Below are 22,434 nucleotides of genomic sequence, written 5' to 3' on the forward strand. Positions count from 1 at the left end.
CGCCCGATGAAATCACCGGGCGCCCCCGTCGTACGCCGATCCGTGCCGCCCCGTCGTCGTTCAACGGGCCCTTGCTACTCCGTGGTCGCCGTCGCCGTCGCCGTCGCCGCCGCGTCCGCGGCCTGGGCCTTGAGGGCGCGCTCGACGCCCGAGCGGGACTCCGAGACCAGGCGGCGGAGGGCCGCGTTGGGCTCGGCGGTGGTCAGCCAGGTGTCCGTCTTGTACAGGGTGTCGGTCGAGACCTGGACGGTCGGGTAGAGGCCGATCGCGATCTGCTGGGCGATCTCGTGGGAGCGTGACTCCCAGATCTCCTTCACCACCTCGAAGTACTTGTCGGTGTACGCGGCGAGGAGGTCGCGCTGGTCGGTCTGGACGAAGCCGCCGATGACCGCTTCCTGGAGGGCGTTGGGGAGCTTGTCGGACTCGATGACCTGGGACCAGGCCTCGGCCTTGGCCTCGGAGGTCGGGCGGGAAGCGCGGGCGGTGGCGGCGTGGCGTTCGCCGGCGGCCGTCCGGTCGCGCTCGTACTCGCCGGCGATCTCCGCCTCGTCGTAACGGCCCACCGTCGCGAGCCGCTGGACGAAGGACCAGCGCAGCTCGGTGTCGACGGCAAGACCCTCGATCGTCTGCGTGCCCTCCAACAGGGCCTCCAGGAGGTCCAGTTGCTCGGGGGTGCGGGCGGTCGCCGCGAAGGCGCGGGCCCAGGCCAGCTGGTGGTCGGAGGCGGCCTCCGCGGCGCGCAGGTGCGCCAGCGTGGCGTCCGTCCAGCGGGTCAGCAGCGCCTCGCGGGCCGTCGGGTCGGCGTACAGCTCGATCGCCAGCTTCACCTGACGGTGCAGCGACTGGACGACACCGATGTCGGACTCCTTGCCGATGCCCGACAGGACGAGGGCCAGGTAGTCGCGGGTCGCCAGCTCCGCGTCACGCGTCATGTCCCAGGCCGACGCCCAGCACAGCGCGCGGGGGAGGGAGGACTCGAAGTCACCGAGGTGCTCGGTGACGAAGGCGAGCGACTGCTCGTCCAGGCGGACCTTCGCGTACGACAGGTCGTCGTCGTTGAGGAGGACCACGGCCGGGCGGCGCCTGCCCACCAGCTGCGGTACGGCGGTCAGTTCGCCGTCGACGTCCAGCTCGATCCGCTCGTCGCGGATCAGCTTGCCGCTGGCGTCGTCCAGTTCGTAGAGGCCGACCGCGATGCGGTGCGGGCGGAGCGTCGGCTCGCCCTTCGCGCCCGTGGGAAGCGCCGGGGCCTCCTGGCGGATCGCGAAGGAGGTGATGGCGCCGTGCTCGTCCGTCTCGATCTCGGGGCGGAGGACGTTGATGCCCGCCGTCTCCAGCCACGACTTCGACCAGGCCTTCAGGTCGCGGCCGGAGGTCTCCTCCAGGGAGCCCAGCAGGTCGGACAGGCGCGTGTTGCCGTACGCGTGCGCCTTGAAATAGGCCTGCACGCCCCGGAAGAACTCGTCCTGGCCGACGTACGCGACGAGCTGCTTCAGGACGGAAGCCCCCTTGGCGTACGTGATGCCGTCGAAGTTGACGAGCACGTCGTCCAGGTCACCGATCTCCGCCATGATCGGGTGCGTGGAGGGCAGTTGGTCCTGCCGGTACGCCCAGGTCTTCATGGAGTTGGCGAACGTGGTCCAGGAGTGCGGCCACCGGGAACCGGGCGCGTCGGCCTGGCAGGCGATCGACGTGTACGTGGCGAACGACTCGTTCAGCCACAGGTCGTTCCACCACTCCATGGTGACCAGGTCGCCGAACCACATGTGGGCCAGCTCGTGGAGGATGGTCTCGGCGCGGACCTCGTACGCGGCGTCCGTCACCTTCGAGCGGAAGACGTACTGGTCGCGGATGGTCACCGCGCCCGCGTTCTCCATCGCGCCCGCGTTGAACTCCGGCACGAACAACTGGTCGTACTTCTTGAACGGGTACGCGTAGTCGAACTTCTCCTGGAACCAGTCGAAGCCCTGCCGGGTGACCTCGAAGATCGCGTCGGAGTCCAGGTGTTCGGCGAGGGACGGCCGGCAGTAGATGCCGAGCGGCACCGACTGCCCGTCCTTCTCGTACACGCTGTGGACGCTGTGGTACGGGCCGACGATGAGCGCCGTGATGTACGTCGAGATGCGGGGCGTCGGCTCGAAGACCCAGACGTCGTCCTTGGGCTCCGGCGTCGGCGAGTTGGAGATCACGGTCCAGCCGGTCGGGGCCTTCACGGTGAACTGGAAGGTGGCCTTCAGGTCCGGCTGCTCGAAGGACGCGAAGACGCGGCGGGCGTCGGGGACCTCGAACTGGGTGTACAGGTACGCCTGGTTGTCGACCGGGTCGACGAACCGGTGCAGGCCCTCACCTGTGTTGGTGTACGCGGCGTCGGCCACGACCCGCAGGATGTTGCGGCCCTCCAGCAGGCCGGGGAGCGCGATCCGGGAGTCCGCGAAGACCTCCGCCGGGTCCAGCGCGTCGCCGTTGAGGGTCACCTCGTGGACGGTCGGGGCCACCAGGTCGATGAAGGACGCCGCGCCGTTCTCGACGACGTCGAAGCGCACCGTGGTCACGGACCGGTAGGTGCCGCCCTCCTGCGCGCCGGAGAGGTCGAGATCGATCTCGTACGAGTCGACGCTGAGCAGCGCCGCCCGCTGCTGAGCCTCGTCGCGGGTCAGGTTTGTGCCAGGCACGCGGTCATCTCCTCGGTATGTGTGGGTTGCGCCATCCTTCCATGGCACCGGCGGAGAGCGCGATGTCCGTTTCCCGCCGGTGAGCAGGTCCCGCACGCGCGAGCCTGGGCACATGACCACGCATCCGGTGAAGACGTACACCGCCCGCCCGATCGATCCCGGGACACTGACGGAACTCCGCTCGGCCGACGACTCCGGACGCGCGCGCGAGCCGTTCACGGACGAGGAGGGCGGCGCGCCGCTGCGCTGCTGTCTGCGGCGCGGTGCACCGGGGGAGCGGATCGTCCTGGTGTCCTACGCGCCCCTGCGCCGCTGGGCGGCTCGCACGGGTGTCGATCCGGGCGCGTACGACGAGCGGGGGCCGGTCTTCGTCCATGCCGCGGCCTGCCCGGGGCCGGCCGGCGGCGCCGCAGGTCACCCGTTCGGCAACGCCCACCGGACGGTCCGCCGCTACTCGGCCGACGGACGCATCCTCGGCGGACGGCTGGTCCAGGAGCCCGGGGGACCCGAGGGCTTCGACGCCGCCTTCGCGGAGGCCTTCGCGGACCCCGAGGTCGCGCTCGTGCAGGTGCGGGCCGTCGAGTACGGCTGCTTCCTGTACGAGGTGCGGCAGCCCTGACGGTCACAAACCCGTCCGCTCGCCGGCACACGCCGACGGGGCGGCCACCCCTCGTGGAGTGACCGCCCCGTCCGCACGTCCGCCCGTTCGCCCGTACGGCGTGCCGCCCGTGCGGCCTACTTCTCGCTCAGCTCCGCCGCCACCAGCTCCGCGATCTGCACCGCGTTCAGCGCGGCGCCCTTGCGGAGGTTGTCGTTGGAGACGAAGAGGGCGAGGCCGTTGTCGACGGTCTCGTCGGCGCGGAGGCGGCCCACGAAGGAGGCGTCCTGGCCGGCGGCCTGGAGGGGGGTCGGGATGTCGGAGAGCGTGACCCCGGGGGCGCCGGCCAGCAGCTCCGTCGCGCGCTCCACCGAGATCGGGCGGGCGAAGCGGGCGTTGACCTGGAGGGAGTGGCCGGAGAAGACCGGGACGCGGACACAGGTGCCGGAGACCTTGAGCCCGGGGATCTCCAGGATCTTGCGGGACTCGTGGCGGAGCTTCTGCTCCTCGTCCGTCTCGTGCAGGCCGTCGTCGACGATCGAACCGGCGAGCGGGATGACGTTGAAGGCGATGGGCCGCTTGTAGACGCCCGGCTCGGGGAAGTCGACCGCCGAGCCGTCGTGCGTCAGCTTGTCCGCGTCGCCCACGACCTTCTGCACCTGGCCGTGCAGCTCCGCGACGCCCGCGACGCCGGACCCGGACACCGCCTGGTAGGTGGCGACGACCAGCGCTTCGAGGCCCGCCTCGTCGTGCAGCGGACGCAGGACCGGCATCGCGGCCATCGTCGTGCAGTTCGGGTTGGCGATGATGCCCTTGGGGCGGTCGGCGATCGCGTGCGGGTTCACCTCGGAGACCACGAGGGGTACGTCGGGGTCGCGGCGCCACGCGGAGGAGTTGTCGATCACGACCGCGCCCTGGGACGCCACCTTCTCGGCCAGCACCCGGGAGGTCGCGCCGCCCGCGGAGAACAGGACGATGTCGAGGCCGGCGTAGTCGGCGGTCGCCGCGTCCTCGACCGTCACACCGTCGATGACCGAACCGGCCGAACGGGCGGACGCGAACAGACGCAGCTCGCGCGTCGGGAAGTCACGGTCCTTGAGGATCCTGCGCATGACCGTGCCGACCTGACCGGTGGCTCCGACGATTCCGACCCTCACGGCGACTCCCTTTACGTGGCTTGTCTGTGTCTGCGGCATGGCCGAGGCGTTTCCATCATGCGGTCAGGCCGGGCCCACCTGTCCAATCGTTTGACCAGGACGCTCAACAGACGGGACGCGAGCGGCCCCGGCGCCGGAGCCGCTTCTGTGGCCGTCACCCCTGCTGAGCTGGAGAAATTCGCCCTACGGCGGCCCCGTACCGCAAGCTGTGCTGCCTCGACCCTGCCCACGGCACCCGGGTGCACGCGAAGGTGTGACGTACGCCTCTGCTCCGCCGGGACAGTCGGGCCGAACCCTTCGAACGTTTCGGCCCGCGTCGGCGTCGTAGGGGAAACGCGGGAGGGGAGGGGGGACTGTGCTGCGCAGAAAGGCGCGCCACGTCGAGAGCGTCCAGGAAGCGGACGACCCACTGGACGAGGCCCAGGAGCGACGGGTGCGGGCGGTGCTCGCGCTCGCCGGTGTGCCGCAGTCGGACCTGCTGGACGGGGTACAGCAGGTACGGCTGCGGCTGCTGGAGCGGGCCGCGAGCGGCCGTGAGGCACCGCGGGACGTGTCCGCGTGGGCGGCGGTGGTCGCCTCCAACCTGGCGATGGACTGGCACCGCGCCAAGCGGCGCCAGGAGCGCCTGGGCGAGCGGCTGGCCTCGCTGCGCCAGCACGAGCCCCCTTCCGGCGAGGACTCCAGCGTGCTCTCGCTCGCCGTCGCGCGAGGCCTGGACGAGTTGCCCGACGCCCTGCGCCAGGTCCTCGTCCTGCGCTTCTACGCCGACCTGCCGGTACGCGGGATCGCCGACGAGCTCGGCATCCCCGAGGGCACGGTCAAGAGCAGGCTCCACTCGGCGGTCCGCGCCCTGCGCACCCGCCTGCACGAGGACGAGGTGGTGTGACGTGGCCGCCCGGGACGACAGCCGGCGGGACGCCGAGTACGAGGACATCGCGCACGGGGACGGCGAGCACGGCGACCTTGCCTCCGGCGACGGCGCCGAGCGCGCCAGGCCCGAACATGACGGGCCCGAACACGACGGCACTCGGTGGTACGACGACGTCGGTCACGACGGCCCCGCCTACGCCGGCATGGACGCGCTGATGACCGCGCTGCTCGACGAACCGCTGTCCGAAGAAGCCCTGCGGGACGCCGAGTTCGTGGCATCCCGTGACGCGGCCGCCGCCGACATCGCGCTGCTGAGGGAGCAGTTGGGGCTGCTCGGTGAGGCGCTGGCGGTGACGGGTGAGGACGCCGTGGCCGGGGTCCCGCCGGGGCGACACGTGGCCGCGCGGCCGGGGGACGCGGCCGGTGCCGAGACGGACCCCGGGCGGGTGTCCGGGCCCGCGCAGGCCCCCGTCGCGTCGGTGAGGCCCCTGCTGCCGCGGCCGACCCGCGCCCGGCGCGCCCTGAAGATCACCTTCGGCACCCTCGCCGCCGCCGCTGCCGCGTCCGTGGTCTTCGGCGTGGGCTGGGTCGTCGTGCAGGCCGGCGGCGGGGTGAACGTGACGTCGTCCGACTCGGGTGCCGCCTCCGACAAGTCGGTCGACCAGGAGGACAGCGGCGTGGGGGGCGACTCCTCCGCCTCGCTCAGCCGGGAGGGATACGTCGCCTGCGCCCGCCTCATCGTCGAGGGCACCGTCACCGAGATCGAACCCGTGTCCGGTTCCCAACAGGACCGGATCACGGTCGAGGTGGCCCGCTGGATCAAGCCCGAGAAGGGCGCGGACCGGATCGTCTTCCCCATGGACCACGACGTCGACCCCCGTCTGAAGAAGGGCGACCACGTCCTCATCGGCATCCCGAAGGACAGCGCCCAGCCGGATACCTGGACCACGAAGGAGGCGGACATCGCCCGCGACCGCGCCTGGATCGAGGCGGCGCTGCCGGACTCGGAGAGGCTGTCGTGCGAATGACCCGCTGAACGCCGAAGGGGCGGGTGTCCTCTGGACGCCCGCCCCTCCTTCACTCACGCACTACCGGCGCGCTACGGCGTGACCTTCTCGATCCGCACGCTGCCGGTGCCCGCGGCGGTGCCGCGCGCGTTCACCAGCTGGACCTGGCCGAAGAACTCCCGGCCGGCCGGAGCCTCGGCGGCCGCGACGACGTCACCGGAGACGGTCGTCGAGTCACCCGTGCCGAGCTTGACGGCGGTGTCCGCGACCTTCACCTCGCCCAGGGCGGAGGAGAAGAACACATCGCGGTAGTCGTACGCGGTGGACCCGGCCGGGACCGCGTAGCCGACGACCTCGACGGTGTACGTACCGGCGGCCGGCGACGGGATGGAGACGGACTCCTCGGAGTCGCCGTCCGCGGAGCTCCCGACCTCGACGCCGGCGGCGTTGTAGACGTACAGGTCGAGGTCGGCGCCCGTGTCAGCCGTGTTGCCGATGGTGACGTCCAGGGACTCGGCGCCCGCGGGCACCTCGACCGTGGAGGTCTGGGTGACACCGGTCGCGATGGTCGGCCGGTCGGTCTTGGCCGAGCCCAGCGGGCCGCCCGCCAGCTTGCCGTCGACGGGGGCGAGGTTGTTGGTCACCTTCCAGGAGGCGGCGGTCGGGGTGCCGACCTTGGCCTCGGGCACGGTGACGACCTCCGGGTCGAAGCTCGCGCCGTAGACCGCGAAGTTCAGCTTGAAGGTGTTGTCGAGCACCGGCGACGTCCGGCGCGACTCGACCTCGAACTCCCAGACACCGGGCTGCGGGTTGGCGTACGAACGTACGTCCGGCTTGCAGCCGTTGCCATCGAGGTAGTTGCTGTAGCAGGTCAGGGAGCTGGTGCTCTCGACCGCGACCCCGTACGGGTGGTTGGCGATGAAGCGGGTCTGGCTCTTGTCCTTCAGCCCGCTGATCGCGACCTCGAGGGTCTTCGCGCCCTCGGGGACGGTGACGAAGTACGACTTGAAGGAGTTGCGCTGGACCGTGCCGGACGCCGAGTGGGTGTACTTCAGCGGCGCGGAGACGACCACCGTGTTGAGGACCTGGCGGTCGATGCCCACGGTCTTCGGGTCGTCGACCTCCAGGATCGCGCTGCTGATCCCGGAGTTCTCCGGCTTGGCGGCGATCTTCACGGTGACCGGCTTGTTCAGCGGCAGGGAGACCACGTCGTCACCGACGATCCGGAACGTGTTGTCCCGGTTGTTCTCCAGGTGCAGCTCGTGGCGGATCGCCTTGTCGGCGCCGGACGTACGGGTGATGGTCACGTCGTACGTCTTCTTCTGCCCGGCCTTCAGGCCGCCTTCACGGTCGTAGATGCCGGTGCCGAAGCCCGGGGTCTTGAGCGCGAAGTCGATCGCCGTGTCGACGGGGGCCTTGACCGCGTAGTCGTACGCGGTCGCGCCCGCCTTGATCGACTTCCAGGCGTCCACGATGTTCATCAGGCCCGCGCCCTCGGCATACGCCTGGACGCCGTCGATGTGGTCGGCGGTCGAGGTCAGCGCGGTGCGCAGCTTCAGGGGCGTCAGGTCGATGCCCTTCTGCTTCGCGGCGCTGAGCAGCAGCGCGGAGGCGCCGGCCGCCTGCGGGGAGGCCATCGAGGTGCCGTTGAGCATCTGGTAGCCGGCCGGGAGCGAGTAGCCCGCCTCGGGGGCGATGACGCCCGGCAGCCAGGTCTGCGTCGTGTTGATCGCGGCGCCGGGCGCCACCAGGGTCGGCGTGAAGCCGCCGTCCTCACGCGGGCCGCGCGAGGAGAAGTTGAACAGCTGGTAGTCCTTGGTGACCTGCGAGCCGTAGTTGGCGGCCCAGGTCTCCTTGGAGATGGACGCGCCGACCGAGATCACCTTGTCGGCCAGGCCGGGGTCGCCGATCGTGTTGGCGCCCGGGCCGGAGTTGCCGGCCGAGATGACCAGCTGGACGCCGTAGGTGTCGATGAGGCGCGTGTAGAGCTCGGCGCGCGCGTTGTTGCCGTCGTTCAGCGCCGGGAGGCCGCCGATGGACATGTTGACGATGTCGACGCCACGGTTGACGACGAGGTCGATCATGCCCTCGGTTAGCGCCACGTTGGTGCAGCCCGGGCCGAACTCGCAGGCGCGGGACGAGACGATCTTCGCGCCGGGGGCGGCGCCGTTCATCTTGCCGCCGAACAGGCCGTTCGCGGCGGTGATGCCGGCGACGTGGGTGCCGTGCTCGCTGGAGATGAGACCGATGTTGACGAAGTCGGCCTTCTTGCCGACCCAGTCGCCCCCGAAGGGGTCCATCGGGACGTCCTTGCGGTACTCGACGACGAACGGCTGGCGCTCGGCGACGTCGGTCGACGGGTCGTCGGTACCGAAGTACCCGATCTGGTACCCGTCCTTGTACGGCTTCATCGGCTTGTCGTCGCTGAAGTCGAAGTTCTGGTTCACGTCGACGGTGACCGTGCCGGCCGCCGCGTCGTAGAGCACGCCCCACGCGTCGGTGGTGTCGCCGTCGCGGTTCACGTCGCCCGCCGCGTCACCGGCCGCCGTGACCGACTCGCGGAAGGTGTTGACGGAGTACGAGCCCGAGGGCGCGGTCCAGGTCCGGCCGCCGTAGGTGAAGGTCGGCCCGGAGACCGAGGTCGTCATCGGGCGCCAGCTGCCGTCACCGTCGATGATCGGGTCGGTGGACGTCACCCAGTCGACGATCTTGCGCTCGCCGGTGGAGGTCTTCTGCAGCGCCGGGTGCGCGAGGTCGACACCGGAGTCCAGGACGCCGATGGTGATGCCCCGGCCGTCCGCCTTCGGGTTCTGCTTCACGAAGTCGACGGCGCCCGTCTCGAAGGACGGGTTGTACGGGTTCTCGGCGGGGGTGTTCTTGCTCGGCCCCGGGTACGTCTTCGCCGTCGTGGCCTGCGCCTTGGCGCCCTTCGCGGTGTCCGCGGCCGGCGACGGGTCGTCGAGGACGATCTCCTGGCGCAGGTCGATGCCCTGCACGGAGGAGAGCTTCGCGGCGGCCGAGATGGCCGAGTCGGCGCTCTTGGTCGGGACCGTGGCGCGGACGTAGCCGAGCTTGTCGTGGGTACGGCCCACCGAGCCGCCCTTGACCGCGTCCAGCTGCTCGGCGACCTGTTCGGTCTTGCCGGGCGTGGTGGCGATCATCATCGTGACGTTCTTGTCGCCGTCGGCCTTGGCCTCGGCGAGCAGGTCGGCATCGGTCGAGCCGAGCTTGTCGTGCGCGGACTTGACGCCGCCGTCCGTCGGGACGGAGGTGGACGGGTCGTCCGCCGAGAAGGCCATGGGTATCGGCCCGGCCGCGGAGAGTGCGGCGACCAGCCCCGCGGCCACGGCTATGCGCGCCACGCGTCTTGTACCCGGCCGGGGGCCGGGCTGGGGGGTGAGGGTCATCGACATCCCTTGTAGGTAAGGAATTCAGGTGAGAATGAGCATTGATGATCCGAGCGGCGGGTTCGGATCGGTCCGGTCCGTTATGTGGTCCCGGATGATCGCTCAGCCTTACCGAAGTGACACATGTTTGGGGAGTGTTGACCGAGGCGGGATTGCGTCATGGCGTAAACCCGCCACCCGTCATGGGTGCGATGGCCGTGCATGAGGGGACATTTTGGTTAACGTCTGTGTATGCGCGAGGAGTTGAGGGTGGCGGCCTACGCCGTGTGCGTACGAGACGGACACCTGCTGCTGGCCCGCTGGGTCTCCCGGGACGGCCTGAAGAAGTGGACCCTGCCCGGCGGCGGCATGGAGCACGGCGAGGACCCGTACGACACGGTCGTCCGTGAAGCGGCCGAGGAGACCGGCTACGTCGTCGAACCCACCGCCCTCCTCGGCGTCGACACCAACAGACGCGAGTACCCCCGCCGCCTCGGCGCCCGCGCCGACTTCCAGGCCCTCCGCATCGTCTACGAAGCCCGCGTCACCGGCGGCGACCTCCGCCACGAGACGAACGGCTCCACGGACATGGCCGCGTGGCAGCCTCTGGAGGAGGTCCCGAACCTGGAGAGAGTGAGCTTGGTGGACGTGGGCCTACGCCTGTGGCGCGAACGCCCCCCGAGCGGCCACTTGGCGCTGCCGGTGAGTTCGTAGGGGCGCGGGGAACTGCGCGAGAAACCGCGACGGACCCGCACCCACGCAATCACCGAAGCCCCCACGGCGAATAGGTGCCCTACCCCACCAGATGAACAAGGAGTGACAGCCTCCCTTCGCTCCCGCTCACATTCGGGAACCCCCAGTGGACGCGCACCGTACCCGAAGATCCACGTACGGTGATCGGTGCCACCCGTTGCCGCCTCGTTAACGTCCAGGCCACCCCAGCTGCCAAGCATCAAGTACGAGCGGGAAACACCACCGGCCGCAACCCGGCCGGAGGCCCCCGCGACCACTTCCGACGCGTTCGCACTCGGGGAGACCGCGCCATGTCGCGCATACGCTCAGTCGCTGCCGCCGCCACCAACCCTGACCGCCGGGCCTTCCTCGCCGCCACCGGCGCGGTCGGCCTCGCCGCGGGGGTCGGCTTCGCCCTGCGGCCGGAGACCGACGCCCACGCCGCCACCGCCGACAAGGCGGCCGAGGTCCCCTTGGCGAACCTCTCGAACAGAGAGGCCCCGGCCGCGCCACTCGCCCCGTACACGCGAGGCACGACCCTCGCCTCGGTGGCCGCCCCCCGCAACTCCTCCGGCTACCGCCGCCTCGGCGCCGGCCCGGCCTGGGCGCGGGTCGTACGCGGCGACCTCGCGACCCCCAAGTCCGGCCGCGAGACCCGCCGTACGACGCTGGCGTCCTTCGTGCAGTTCACCGACCTGCACGTGGTGGACGTCCAGCACCCGCTGCGCTACGAGTACCTGCGCGCCCAGACCGCGAGCGCCTGGCGTCCGCAGGAGGCGCTGTCCGTGGCCGGCGCGGTCTCGCTCGTCGAGCGGGTGAACGCGCTGCGCGGAGCCCCGGTGACCGGCTCCCCCCTCCACTTCGTCATGACGACCGGCGACAACACCGACAACAACTCCAAAACGGAACTGGACTGGTTCCTGAAGGTGATGAGCGGCGGCCGCGTCACCCCCAACTCCGGTGACCCGCGTCGCTACGAGGGCGTCCAGAACAGCAACCTCAAGCTCTACTGGCAGCCGGACGCGCCCCTGCGCGACGCCGACAAGCAGCTCGGCTTCCCGCGCCTGAACGGCTTCCTGGCCGCCGCGATCCGCGAGGTCAACAGCCCGGGCCTGAACGTCCCCTGGTACTCCACGGTCGGCAACCACGACTCCCTCCCCGGCGGCTGCTACGCCCCCGGCGACTCCTACTTCGCCGACTTCGCGGTCGGCGGCAGGAAGCTGATGACGCTGGACGAGCGGGTCGGCAAGGCCATCTGGGACAACGTCAAGAGCGGCGGCGACCCCCGGGGCGCCGAGTGGAAGGCCATCCTCAAGGCCCAGGCGAAGAAGATGCGCGCGGTCACCCCGGACGAGAACCGCGCCCCCTTCACCCCGCAGGAGTACCTGAAGGCCCACCTGAACCCGGCCCACACGGGGCCCGGCCCGGTCGGCCACGGCTACTCGCAGGCCAACCTCGACGCCCGCACCCAGTACTACGCCTTCCGCATCGCCGACGACGTCATCGGCATCAGCCTCGACTCCACCGACCCCGGCGGCCACTACGAGGGCTCGCTCGGCACGGCCCAACTCAAGTGGCTGGACCGTACGTTGAAGGAAGCGGCCAAGGACGGTTCGTACGTCGTCGTCTTCAGCCACCACACCAGCAAGTCGATGCGGAACCTCCGTAAGGACCCAGCCCGCCCCGCCGAGGCCCGCCACGGCGGCGACGAGGTGCTGTCCCTGCTCGGCCGCCACCGCAACGTTCTGGCCTGGGTGAACGGCCACAGCCACCGCAACCGCATCACCCCGCACGGCTCCGCGAGCGGCGGCTCCTTCTGGGAGGTCTCGACGGCCTCCCACATCGACTTCCCCCAACTCGCCCGCGTCATCGAGCTGGTGGACAACAAGGACGGCACGATCTCCCTCTTCACCACCCTGATCGAATCGGCCGCCCCACACGCCACGAACTTCACGGACCTCTCGCAGACCGGCCTCGCCGCCCTCTACCGCGAGCTCTCCTACAACGCCCCCGGCCGCCGCGACACGCTCACCGGCACGGCCGGCGACCGCAACACGGAGCTTGTCCTGCGAAAGGGCTGAAAACAGCTCAACTGACGTACACCGCTCAACCCGGCGCGCACCGCCGGTGTCCCCCTTCCCGACCGGACGTTCCCGGAGCCACCGGGATCACCGGACGAAGGGGGATACCGACATGTCGGCACGCACGGCACGCACGACCCGTACGACTCTGATGGCGGCGACCGCCGTGGCCGCCGCGGTGGCGCTGGCCGCCCCGGCGGTGGCGGCCGTACCCGCCGCGGCCTCGGCGAGAGGCGACCACCGCGCCACCCAGGAGGCGATGGACGCCAACATCAAGGACGGTGTCGTCGGCATCACCGTCCAGGCCAAGGACGAACACGGCGTCTGGAAGGCCGCCTCGGGCGTCGGCGACCTGAAGACGGGCGAACCGCGCTCCGCCCGCGACCACTTCCGCGTCGGCAGCATCACGAAGACCTTCGTCTCCACCGTGCTGCTCCAACTGGAGGCGGAGGGCAGGCTGTCGCTGGACGACAAGGTGGAGAAGTGGCTGCCGGGCGTGGTGCGCGGCAAGGGCCACGACGGCCGCAAGGTGACACTCCGCCAACTCCTGAACCACACCAGCGGAATCGCCGAATACACCTCGGACGAGCAGTTCGTGAAGGACGTCTTCCTCGCCGAGGGCTTCTTCAAGAACCGCTACCGCACCTGGGCCCCGCGGGAACTGGTCGGCATCGCCATGAAGCACAAGCCGGACTTCGCCCCCGGCGCCGACTGGAGTTACTCCAACACCAACTACGTGCTCGCCGGCATGGTGATCGAGAAGGCCACGGGCAACTCGTACGGCGACGAGATACGCGCCCGCATCATCGAACCCCTCGGCCTGCGCGACACGAAGGTCCCCGGCACCGTTCCCACCCTCCCGGGCCCGCACAGCCGTGCCTACTCCAAGCTGGCGGAGACGACGGACGGCAGGACGTACGACGTCACGAAGATCAACCCGTCGGTCGCGGGCGCGGCCGGCGGGATGATCTCCGACGCCGACGACCTCAGCCGCTTCGTCTCGGCCCTCCTGCGCGGCAAGCTCCTCCCCGAGAAGCAGCTCGCCGAGATGAAGAACGTCATCCCCATCGACGGCGAACGCGGCGGCTACGGCCTCGGCCTCATCACCTACACACTCTCCTGCGGCGTCCAACTCTGGGGCCACAGCGGAGGCATCCACGGCTCCCTCTCCGAAACCGCCACCACGGCCGACGGCCGCCACACCCTCACCTACAACTTCAACAGCGACTGGGCGGGCGACAGCCTGCCGATCATGGAGGCGGAGTTCTGCGCCGAGTAGCCGACCCGGCATGAGGAAGGGCCGCCGAACGGGCGGCGGCCCTTCCTCTCCCCTCCTGGTGGCCCGAGTTACCCGATCACCGCGGGAGTACCACGACGTACGCGGCCGGATCGCGGTCGCACGACGCCATCAGGGCGGTGCGGACGACGGCCGCCTGCTGCTCCAGGGAGTCACGCAGCTTCCTGGGGGTGATGTGGACGACGGTGATGCCGAGCCGCTCCAACATCTCGCGCTTGCGGGCGTACTCGGACCACAGCGCGTCGTCCTCCTGGCGCGGGGCGCGGGTGTCGAGCTCGACCGCGACGGCCTGCTCCGGCCAGTACGCGTCGAGACCGCCGAGGTGGGGGCCGCCGGGCAGGCGGAGGTCCACGTTCCAGACCGGGTCGGGGAGGGCGTATTCGCGGACCATCCGGTACAGGTGGTCCTCCGCGATGGCCCGCCCTTCCGCGAGCAGCGACTCCACCGCGTCGACGACATGGGGCCGGTTCAGCAGCCCCGCCTCGGTCAACTCCTGTACGAGAGTGGCTGGTTCGGTGTGACCGCCGCGCACCGCCTCCGTCAGCAGCCGGCGTACGGCGCCCGCGTCGGCGAGTTCCGCGACCGCGACCGCGTCGGCTAGGGCGCGCGGCACCGGGGCGACGGGCAGACCGGTCACATACGACGGGTTCGGCATGGCAGGCGTGCGGACGATCCGCGCGCAGCCCACGGTCCGCAGCCGGCGCATGCGCGGGACCAGGACGTCGATCGCGTCGAGGGAGGGGAGCGGGGGAGTGGACGAGAAGCCGTGCAGCGTCAGGGCGGCCAGGCCCGTGATCACCGCGTCCGGGTGGCGGGGCGCCGGACGGGGCTCGTCGGCGTTCGGCTGCACGGGTACACCGGCGACCCCTGCGCCCCCGGCGGCCGTCTCGCGGAACGGTGAGCGGGCCGCGTACGACAGCACCGCGTGCAGCCGCTCCTCGGAGGTGGGCGGGCCCGGGTGCAGCAGGAACACACCCGGCAGGATCTGCTGCCAGGGACCACCGGGCCGGCACTGCTCGTTCGTCTCGGCGGCGGTGACACCCTGCGCGCGCAGCTGCGCGGCCGTCAGCACCCGGCGCGTGACGTCCGAGAGGCGACGGAGGGGGCGGGGGGAGAGCGGGGTGTTGTGGGTCATGCCCCGGAGGTTCCCGCTCCGGGGCCGCCCATGAACCCCTGTTACACGTTCGTCGACAAATCAGGACAAGACCACACTAAAGTACGTGCGTTCGACTGCCGATACCCGCTGGTCCGGACGCGATCAGAAAAGGTTACGGCTCCGATTACCCGAATTCGGTAACCCCGAACCCGGTCGGGCCCCAACCGCCCATCCGCCCGCCCAACTGCGGGCAGTCGTGTCGCTGAGGGCGGCGCGGGTGGGCGCAGTGGCACCCGGCAAGCGCCGGTGAGCGCACCCGCCCCCCGCCCAGCGGCAGTCGCCGGGTGCGCAACACACAAGAGTTCAGCGGCAGTTACCCTGCCGCCCCCGCGTCACACGCCTGTCCCCGCAACCCCCGAGCCAGATCGTCCCGGGCCTCCAGCACCAGCCTCCGCAACGCCGGAGCCGCCCCCTCGTGCGCGGCCAGCCACGCGTCCGTCGCGTCCAACGTCCCCTGGGAGTCCTGCAGCGACGGGAACAGCCCCCGCACCACGTCCATCCCGATCTGGATGGACCGCTCGGCCCACACCCGCTCGATCACCTCGAAGTACCTGGTGGCGTACGGTGCCACCAACTCCCGCTGGGACGGCCGCGCGAACCCCGTGATGGTCGCCTCGACCAGCGCGTTGGACAGCACCTCCGACTCCACGACCGATGCCCACGCCTGCGCCTTGACCGCGGCCGACGGCCGCGCCGCCAGGCACCGCACCTGATGCCGCTTCCCGGAAGCCGTGTCGTCCCGCGCCAACTCGGCGGCCAGCACCCCCTCGTCGGCGACCCCGTGCGTCGCCAGCGTCTCCAAGAAGGCCCAGCGCAACTCCTGGTCGATGTCCAGCCCGTCGACCGTCTCGGTCCCGACCAACAGCCCCTGCAGCACCGCCAGATCGGCCTCTCCCGACGCCACCGAGGCGAAGAAACGGGCCCACGTCAGCTGGTGCTGACTGCCTGCCTCGGCGGCCCGCAGCTCACGCAACGCGCCCTCCGCCAGCAGCCGGCCCCCGGTCTCCCGCCACTCCGGCGCCGCGTAGTGCGTGAGCGCCGAGTTGGCCCACGCGTGCAGCATCTGGAGCACGCCGATGTCGGACTCCCGCCCGGCGAACCGCAGCACGAGGTCGACGAAGTCCCGCGCCGGCAGCAGCGCGTCCCGGGTCAGGTTCCACAGCGCCGACCAGCACAGCGCCCGAGCCAGCGGGTCGGAGATGTCCCCGAGCCCGGCCCGCAGCGTGTCCAGCGAACCCGCGTCGAAACGGATCTTGCAGTACGTCAGGTCGTCGTCGTTGACCAGCACCAGCTCGGGCGCCTCGGCCCCGGCCAGCTCACCCACGACCGTACGCGGCCCGTCGACGTCCACCTCGGCCCGCGCGTACCGCTCCAACGCGCCCGAGCCGCCCTCCCCGTTCACCCGCCGGTACAGGCCGATCGCCACCCGGTGCGGCCGCAGCTCGGGATGCGACTCGGCCGCCTCCTGCACCACGGCCAGCTCGTCGATCCGGCCGTCGGAGTCCAGGAGCACCTGCGGGGTGAGGGAGTTCACCCCCGCCGTCTGGAGCCACGCCCGCGACCAGGACGTCATGTCCCGCCCGCTGGTCTCCTCCAGCACCGACAGCAGATCGCCGAGGCGCGTGTTGCCGTACGCGTTGCGCTTGAAGTAGCGCCGGGCGCCCTCCAGGAAGGCTTCCCGCCCCACATACGCCACCAGCTGCTTGAGCACGGACGCACCCTTGGCGTACGTGATGCCGTCGAAGTTGAGCTTCGCGTCCTCCAGGTCACGGATGTCGGCGGTGACGGGGTGGGTGGAGGGCAGCTGGTCGGCGCGGTACGCCCAGGACTTGCGGTTGTTGGCGAAGGTGACCCAGCCGTTGGTGAAGCGGGTCGCCTCGACCATGGAGAAGGACCCCATGAAGTCGGCGAAGGACTCCTTCAGCCACAGGTCGTCCCACCACACCATGGTCACGAGATCGCCGAACCACATGTGCGCCATCTCGTGCAGGACGACGTTCGCCCGCCGCTCGTACGACGCCCGCGTGACCTTGCCCCGGAAGATGAACTCCTCGCGGAAGGTGACGAGCCCCGGGTTCTCCATCGCGCCGAGGTTGTACTCGGGCACGAACGCCTGGTCGTACTTCCCGAACGGGTACGGGTAGTCGAAGTGGTCGTGGAAGAAGTCCAGGCCCTGCTTGGTGATCAGGAAGACGTCGTCGGAGTCGAAGTAGGGGGCGAGACCCTTGCGGCACATCGCGCCGAGGGGGATCTCCAGCCGCGTACCGTCCTCGAAGACCCGCTCGTACGTGTCCGTCACATAGTGGTATGGGCCCGCGACGACCGCCGTGATGTACGTCGAGATCGGCTTCGTCTCCGCGAACCGCCACACCCCGTCCGTCTGCTCGCCGACCCCGTTGCTCCACACGACCCACCCCTCCGGCGCGCGCACCTCGAAGCGGAAGGGGGCCTTGAGGTCCGGCTGCTCGAAGTTCGCGAAGACCCGGCGGGAGTCGGCCGGCTCGTACTGGGTGTAGAGGTAGACCTCGCCGTCCTCGGGGTCGACGAAGCGGTGCATGCCCTCGCCGGTTCGGGAGTAGGCGCACTGGGCGTCGACCACCAGCTCGTTCTCGGCGGCCAGGTCGTCGAGGGCGATCCGGGAGCCGTCGAAGACCTCGCTCGGGTCCAGGTCCTTGCCGTTGAGGGAGACGGCCGTCACACTCGGCGCGATCAGATCGGCGAAGCTGCCGGCGCCCGGGTCGGCGCAGCGGAAGCGGATCGTCGTCACCGACCGGAAGGTGCGCGGCTCGCCACCGAAGTCACCGGAGTCACCGACGGCGGACCGCAGGTCGAGGGAGACCTCGTAACCGTCGACGGACAGCAGTGCGGCCCGCTCCTGGGCCTCGTCGCGGGACAGATTCTCACCGGGCACGGGCGGCACTCCCTCAGGGTGGTGTTCAGGTGGTGTTCAGTATGCGGACAGGCCCGATCCTGCCATGCGCACCTGACGGCGGGCAGGTGGGAATGCGACGCCCGGCCGTCGGTGTTGCCAGCTGAGACGACTGCCCTAACGACTGCCTTCCGAGGAGAACCATGTCCGAGCAGACCTCCGGCAAGACCCCTGTCGACTTCTGGTTCGACCCGCTGTGCCCCTGGGCCTGGATGACTTCGCGATGGGTCCTGGAGGTGGAGAAGGTCCGGGACATCGAGGTCCGCTGGCATGTGATGAGCCTCGCGGTGCTGAACGAGCCCAAGATCGACGAGCTGCCCGAGGAGTACCGCGAGCTGCTGGAGACCAAGGCCTGGGGTCCGGTTCGGATCGTCATAGCCGCCCAGCAGGAGCACGGCGCCGAGGTGCTCGGTGACCTCTACACGGCGATGGGCACGCGTGTGCACAACCAGGGCCAGGGCATCGAGAAGGACGTCGTCGCCGCCTCGCTGAAGGACGTCGGTCTGCCCGAGTCCCTCATGGACCACTGGGACTCCACCCCGTACGAGGCCGAGCTGCGCGCCTCCCACAAGGAGGGCATCGACAAGGTCGGCCAGGACGTCGGCACCCCCGTCATCGCCGTCCCCGGCGCCGACGGCGAGCAGATCGCCTTCTTCGGCCCCGTCGTCACCCCCGCCCCCCAGGGCGAGGAAGCCGCCAAGCTCTGGGACGGCACCCTCCTCGTCGCCTCGGTCCCCGGCTTCTACGAGATCAAGCGCACCCGGACCCAGGGCCCGGACTTCAGCAACCTGGTCTGACGGCCCGGGTCACCTGAAGGACTCGGGGAGGGTCAGCCCCTCGCTCCGGTTGCCCCACGGCTGGACCCACAGGCAGCGCCCCTTCTCGCCGTGGTTGGCGCAGCGCCACCAGCCGCCCGGGTTCTTCCCCAGGGACTCAAGGTGCTGCCGCACTTCCTTGTCCGCCTCGTAGAACGGCAGGGGCTTGCTTCCTCCACAAGGCGGGCAGTGCTTGTAGCTCGTCGACATGCGACCTCCCGGGCCGGTCGGCCGGATCGGGAATCCGGCCGGAAAACGGGAGCATAGGGCGAAAGTTCAGGAAACCGTCAGACCGGAACGCGTCCCGCCGGTGGCGTTTTCCGGCGCCCCGGGAAAGCGAGAACCCCCGCGAGTCACGTCCTCGCGGGGGTTCTCCCCTTTTCTGCCTGCCCGGTGAAGGTTGAGAAGACGATCACGAGCAGGACATCTGGGTGGGTGCCTGCCTCAGGGGGTGAGCAGCAACACGTCCGCGCGGGACTTGGCGGCCTCGTAACGGCGGGCCACGTCCTGCCAGTTGACGACGGCCCACATGGCGTCGATGAAGTCGACCTTCTGGTTCTTGTACTGGAGGTAGAAGGCGTGCTCCCAGGCGTCGAAGACGAGGATCGGGGTCGAGCCCTGGCCGACGTTGCCCTGGTGGTCGTAGACCTGCTCGACGATGAGGCGCCCGCTGAGCGGCTCGTAGGCGAGGATGCCCCAGCCGGAGCCCTGGGTGGTGGCCGACGCCTTGGTCAGCTGGGCCTTGAACGCGGCGAAGGAGCCGAAGGACTCGGTGATCGCGTCCGCCAGCTCGCCCACGCCGTCCGCGGCCAGCGGCTCGCCGCCGCCGTCACCGCTCATGTTCTGCCAGTAGATCGAGTGCAGGATGTGGCCGGAGAGGTGGAAGGCCAGGTTCTTCTCCAGGCCGTTGATCGCGCCCCACGTCTCCTTGTCCCGCGCCTCCGCGAGCTGGTCGAGCGTGTCGTTGGCTCCCTTGACGTACGCCGCGTGGTGCTTGTCGTGGTGCAGCTCGATGATCTCGGGGCTGATCACGGGCGTGAGCGCGGAGTAGTCGTACGGCAGTTCGGGAAGCGTGTAGACGGGCATGGCGGGTCCCCTCCGACCTCTTATTGCAAAGTACTTGCAAGTGCACGCTAGCAGCAAGAAACTGTAGGGGCGTGCTCGGGCACGCGAAAGGGCCCTCCCGCGAACCGACCGTCCGTCCTCCGCGCGAGGGCCCTGAAGCATCCGAGGTGTGTCAGCGGGCGGCGCGCGCCCTCTGCTGCCGGGTGTAGCCGAGCGCCGCCAGGAACAGCGTCATCCCGCCCCTGCACTGCAACTGCTCCCGCGTCCCCGGCTCCCGGACCATCAGCCTGAACAGCCCCTCCGTGAGTACGGAGGGGCTGTTCGCTGTCCGGCGCGTCCGGCACCGGCTGTGCCCGCGCGGCTACGGAGGTGGCGGGGTCAGGCGGCCAGGGGCGTTGGCTGTGAGGCCACGGACGTGTAGTGCGAGGCGTCTCCCTCGATCGAGTGGCTCTCCTTGCCCTCGATACCCGTCGGCACGTCACCGGCGACGGTCACCCGGTGGAGCCGGCGCGGCAGACCGTCGTAGTTGTCGATGGCGTAGTGCTGGGTGATGCGGTTGTCGAAGATGACGAGCTGGTTCTCCGACCAGCGGTGGCGCAGCACGTTCTCCGGCCGGGTCACGTACGACTGGAGCAGATCGAGGATCTTGCGGGACTCGCCGAGCGACAGGCCCACGATCCGCTGCGCGAACCCGCCGATGAACAGCCCGCGTTCACCGGTCAGCGGGTGGACGCGGACGACCGGGTGGGCCGTGCGGTACTTGATCGAGGTGAACCGGGCGCGCTGCTCGGCCCGCTCCGCGTCGATCTCCTCCTCGGGCACCGCGTAGTCGTAGTCGTTGGTGTGCTCGGCCCACAGACCGTCGGCCAGCCGCCGCAGCGGCTCGGGCAGGTCCCGGTAGGCCGCCGCCGCGTTCGCGATCAGGGTCTCGCCGCCGTACGGCGGGATCGTGATGCTGCGCAGGGTGGTGGCCTGCGGCGGGTTGAGGACGAACGTGACGTCGGTGTGCCAGTGGTTGGCGCGCCCCCGCTCACTGTCCACGGGCAGGACGTTCGCGGCACCCTCGACGGCGGCCACCGTCGGGTGGGCGGTGGTGATGTCGCCGAAGTGACGGACGAAGGCCTGGTGGCCCTCGTCGTCGAGATTCACGTCGTCGAAGACGAGCGCCTTGTGGACGTTGAGGGCCTCACGGAGGGCCGCGACCGTCTCCTCGTCGAGGGGCTTGGAGATGTCCACGCCGGAGACGCGAGCGCCGATGTCGGCGGTGACCTTCTGGATGTCGATGGACATGTGCGGTCCTTTCGGATCAGACGAGGGCGGGTGCGGACGTGCTGACGTGCTGGTTGGCGGGGCGCGGCAGGCCATACCGCTCCCGCAGGGTCCGGCGCGGTCCGTACTCGCTGCGGAGCAGACCGCGGGCGCGCAGGATCGGGACGACGTGCTCGACGAAGGCGTCGAGGCCGGACGGCAGGACCGCGGGCATGATGTTGAAGCCGTCGGCCGCCCCCCGCGTGAACCAGTTCTCGATCTTGTCGGCGACCTGCTCGGGCGTACCGGCGAAGGTCAGGTGCCCGCGCCCGCCGCCCAGCCGCCCGATCAGCTCCCGCACGGTGAGCCGGTCGCGCCGGGCCAGCTCGACGACGAGCGTGTAGCGGCTCTTGGCGCCCTCGATCGCGCTCTCCGGCGGGAGACTGTCAGGCAGCGGGGCGTCCAACTGCAGGCTGCCCGGCTCCAGTTGCAGCAGCCGCTCCAGATTGCCCACCCCGTGCGTGTACACGATGTGGTCCTCCAGGACCCGCTCGGCCGCCCGCGCCTCGGCCTCCGTCGACCCGAGTACGGGGACGATCCCGGGCAGCACCTTGATGTGCTCGGGGTCCCGGCCGGCCGCCGCCGTACGGGACTTGAGGTCGGCGTAGAAGGCCCGTGCGTCCTCGATGGTCTGCTGCGCGGTGAACACGGCCTCCGCGTACCGCGCAGCGAACGCCTTGCCGTCCTCGCTCGACCCCGCCTGCACGAGCAGCGGGTAACCCTGGGGCGTGCGGGGGACGTTGAGCGGGCCCTCGACGCTGAAGTACGTCCCCTTGTGCCGGGGCGGATGGATCTTCGTGTCGTCGGCCCAGACGCCGGACGCCTTGTCGGCGACGATCGCGTCGTCCTCCCAGCTGTCCCAGAGCTTCAGGGCCACGTCGAGGAACTCGGCGGCCCGCGCGTACCGCTGGGCGTGCGCGGGCTCGGCGTCGAGCCCGAAGTTGCGGGCGGCCTCCGCGCCGGCGGTGGTGACGATGTTCCAGCCGGCCCGGCCGCTGCTGAGGATGTCGAGCGAGGCGAACTTGCGGGCGAGGTTGTAGGGGGAGTTGTAGGACGTGGAGGCGGTGGCGATCAGACCGATGTGCTCGGTGGCCGTCGCCAGCGCCGTCAGCAGGGTGAGCGGTTCCAGGGCGCCCGCCGGACGCTGGCCCACGCTGCCCCACAGCTGTGGCCCGTCGGCCAGGAAGAGCGAGTCGAACGTGCCGCGCTCCGCGATCCGGGCCAGCCGTACGTAGTGGTCCAGCTCGACGTGCGCGTACGGGTCGGACTCCGGCAGCCGCCACGACGCCTCGTGGTGGCCGGTGTTCATCAGGAACGCGTTGAGGTGAAGCTGTCGTGCGGGCACTTGTCTGTTCTCCCGA

Annotated in this window: 16 protein-coding genes; 7 read left to right on the forward strand and 9 right to left on the reverse strand. The window is 70.4% G+C overall.

The annotated features are described in order from the left end of the window. Positions 1 to 74: 74 nt before the first annotated feature. On the reverse strand, positions 75 to 2,672 hold the full coding sequence (pepN, locus tag ACFU53_RS25635; RefSeq protein ID WP_383996794.1) for an aminopeptidase N: 2,598 nt from the start codon (positions 2,670 to 2,672) through the stop codon (positions 75 to 77). 112 nt (positions 2,673 to 2,784) lie between these two features. Between pepN (ACFU53_RS25635) and ACFU53_RS25640 the strand changes: the two genes are divergently transcribed. Continuing rightward, entirely contained in the window at positions 2,785 to 3,291 is a 507-nt protein-coding gene (locus ACFU53_RS25640; RefSeq protein ID WP_383996796.1) for a DUF1203 domain-containing protein, read from the forward strand. A gap of 116 nt (positions 3,292 to 3,407) precedes the next feature. On the opposite strand, the gene ACFU53_RS25645 is transcribed toward ACFU53_RS25640, so the two are convergent. Beyond that, positions 3,408 to 4,427: an aspartate-semialdehyde dehydrogenase gene (locus ACFU53_RS25645; protein ID WP_383996799.1), complete on the reverse strand. Its 1,020-nt coding sequence runs from the start codon at positions 4,425 to 4,427 to the stop codon at positions 3,408 to 3,410. 355 nt (positions 4,428 to 4,782) lie between these two features. On the opposite strand from ACFU53_RS25645, the gene ACFU53_RS25650 reads away from it, so the two are divergent. Both ACFU53_RS25650 and ACFU53_RS25655 read left to right on the forward strand, forming a co-directional pair. Further along, positions 4,783 to 5,313: a sigma-70 family RNA polymerase sigma factor gene (locus ACFU53_RS25650; RefSeq protein ID WP_383996802.1), complete on the forward strand. Its 531-nt coding sequence runs from the start codon at positions 4,783 to 4,785 to the stop codon at positions 5,311 to 5,313. Between the two features lies 1 nt (position 5,314). Next, on the forward strand, positions 5,315 to 6,325 hold the full coding sequence (locus ACFU53_RS25655) for a hypothetical protein (protein ID WP_383996805.1): 1,011 nt from the start codon (positions 5,315 to 5,317) through the stop codon (positions 6,323 to 6,325). Between the two features lie 71 nt (positions 6,326 to 6,396). On the opposite strand, the gene ACFU53_RS25660 is transcribed toward ACFU53_RS25655, so the two are convergent. Further along, positions 6,397 to 9,711 (reverse strand): S8 family serine peptidase, encoded by a 3,315-nt coding sequence (locus ACFU53_RS25660; protein ID WP_383996808.1) that lies wholly within the window; start codon positions 9,709 to 9,711, stop codon positions 6,397 to 6,399. Positions 9,712 to 9,942: 231 nt separating this feature from the next. Here ACFU53_RS25660 and ACFU53_RS25665 point away from each other — a divergent pair, with 231 nt between their 5' ends. The 3 genes from ACFU53_RS25665 (at position 9,943) to ACFU53_RS25675 (ending at position 13,782) form a co-directional block, all read left to right on the forward strand. After that, positions 9,943 to 10,404 carry an NUDIX hydrolase gene (locus ACFU53_RS25665; RefSeq protein ID WP_383996811.1) on the forward strand — a complete coding sequence of 154 codons (462 nt, stop codon included), beginning with the start codon at positions 9,943 to 9,945 and terminating at the stop codon, positions 10,402 to 10,404. Between the two features lie 329 nt (positions 10,405 to 10,733). Next, a complete protein-coding gene (locus ACFU53_RS25670; RefSeq protein ID WP_383996814.1) occupies positions 10,734 to 12,503 on the forward strand; it encodes a TIGR03767 family metallophosphoesterase in 1,770 nt (589 codons plus the stop codon). A 112-nt stretch (positions 12,504 to 12,615) separates the two neighbouring features. After that, a complete protein-coding gene (locus tag ACFU53_RS25675) occupies positions 12,616 to 13,782 on the forward strand; it encodes a serine hydrolase domain-containing protein (protein WP_383996816.1) in 1,167 nt (388 codons plus the stop codon). Positions 13,783 to 13,858: 76 nt separating this feature from the next. On the opposite strand, the gene ACFU53_RS25680 is transcribed toward ACFU53_RS25675, so the two are convergent. Both ACFU53_RS25680 and pepN (ACFU53_RS25685) read right to left on the reverse strand, forming a co-directional pair. Continuing rightward, the gene (locus tag ACFU53_RS25680) at positions 13,859 to 14,935 is read right to left on the reverse strand and encodes a hypothetical protein (protein ID WP_383996819.1); all 1,077 of its coding nucleotides are present in this window, start codon (positions 14,933 to 14,935) and stop codon (positions 13,859 to 13,861) included. Positions 14,936 to 15,269: 334 nt separating this feature from the next. Further along, positions 15,270 to 17,867 (reverse strand): aminopeptidase N, encoded by a 2,598-nt coding sequence (gene pepN / locus ACFU53_RS25685; RefSeq protein ID WP_383996822.1) that lies wholly within the window; start codon positions 17,865 to 17,867, stop codon positions 15,270 to 15,272. Positions 17,868 to 18,028: 161 nt separating this feature from the next. On the opposite strand from pepN (ACFU53_RS25685), the gene ACFU53_RS25690 reads away from it, so the two are divergent. Continuing rightward, positions 18,029 to 18,682 carry a DsbA family protein gene (locus tag ACFU53_RS25690; protein ID WP_383996825.1) on the forward strand — a complete coding sequence of 218 codons (654 nt, stop codon included), beginning with the start codon at positions 18,029 to 18,031 and terminating at the stop codon, positions 18,680 to 18,682. A gap of 9 nt (positions 18,683 to 18,691) precedes the next feature. Here ACFU53_RS25690 and ACFU53_RS25695 read toward each other — a convergent pair whose 3' ends face one another. From ACFU53_RS25695 to ACFU53_RS25710, 4 genes are all read right to left on the reverse strand, one after another. After that, positions 18,692 to 18,910 carry a hypothetical protein gene (locus tag ACFU53_RS25695; RefSeq protein ID WP_383996828.1) on the reverse strand — a complete coding sequence of 73 codons (219 nt, stop codon included), beginning with the start codon at positions 18,908 to 18,910 and terminating at the stop codon, positions 18,692 to 18,694. Positions 18,911 to 19,144: 234 nt separating this feature from the next. Then, positions 19,145 to 19,786, reverse strand: a complete 642-nt coding sequence (locus tag ACFU53_RS25700; RefSeq protein WP_383996831.1) for a superoxide dismutase — start codon at positions 19,784 to 19,786, stop codon at positions 19,145 to 19,147. A gap of 357 nt (positions 19,787 to 20,143) precedes the next feature. After that, the gene (locus ACFU53_RS25705) at positions 20,144 to 21,055 is read right to left on the reverse strand and encodes a TauD/TfdA dioxygenase family protein (protein ID WP_383996834.1); all 912 of its coding nucleotides are present in this window, start codon (positions 21,053 to 21,055) and stop codon (positions 20,144 to 20,146) included. Between the two features lie 16 nt (positions 21,056 to 21,071). Further along, positions 21,072 to 22,418: an LLM class flavin-dependent oxidoreductase gene (locus tag ACFU53_RS25710; protein ID WP_383996837.1), complete on the reverse strand. Its 1,347-nt coding sequence runs from the start codon at positions 22,416 to 22,418 to the stop codon at positions 21,072 to 21,074. Between the last annotated feature and the right edge of the window lie 16 nt (positions 22,419 to 22,434).

This window comes from Streptomyces sp. NPDC057474 (assembly GCF_042802555.1).
Classification (GTDB): Bacteria; Actinomycetota; Actinomycetes; order Streptomycetales; family Streptomycetaceae; genus Streptomyces.

Excerpts from the sequence above, each read along its gene's own strand:
- ACFU53_RS25640 (WP_383996796.1), top strand. The coding sequence starts at position 2,785 with ATGACCACGCATCCGGTGAAGACGTACACCGCCCGCCCGATCGATCCC.
- ACFU53_RS25660 (WP_383996808.1), bottom strand. The coding sequence starts at position 9,711 with ATGACCCTCACCCCCCAGCCCGGCCCCCGGCCGGGTACAAGACGCGTG.
- ACFU53_RS25665 (WP_383996811.1), top strand. The coding sequence starts at position 9,943 with ATGCGCGAGGAGTTGAGGGTGGCGGCCTACGCCGTGTGCGTACGAGAC.
- ACFU53_RS25670 (WP_383996814.1), top strand. The coding sequence starts at position 10,734 with ATGTCGCGCATACGCTCAGTCGCTGCCGCCGCCACCAACCCTGACCGC.
- ACFU53_RS25675 (WP_383996816.1), top strand. The coding sequence starts at position 12,616 with ATGTCGGCACGCACGGCACGCACGACCCGTACGACTCTGATGGCGGCG.
- ACFU53_RS25680 (WP_383996819.1), bottom strand. The coding sequence starts at position 14,935 with ATGACCCACAACACCCCGCTCTCCCCCCGCCCCCTCCGTCGCCTCTCG.
- ACFU53_RS25690 (WP_383996825.1), top strand. The coding sequence starts at position 18,029 with ATGTCCGAGCAGACCTCCGGCAAGACCCCTGTCGACTTCTGGTTCGAC.
- ACFU53_RS25695 (WP_383996828.1), bottom strand. The coding sequence starts at position 18,910 with ATGTCGACGAGCTACAAGCACTGCCCGCCTTGTGGAGGAAGCAAGCCC.
- ACFU53_RS25700 (WP_383996831.1), bottom strand. The coding sequence starts at position 19,786 with ATGCCCGTCTACACGCTTCCCGAACTGCCGTACGACTACTCCGCGCTC.
- ACFU53_RS25705 (WP_383996834.1), bottom strand. The coding sequence starts at position 21,055 with ATGTCCATCGACATCCAGAAGGTCACCGCCGACATCGGCGCTCGCGTC.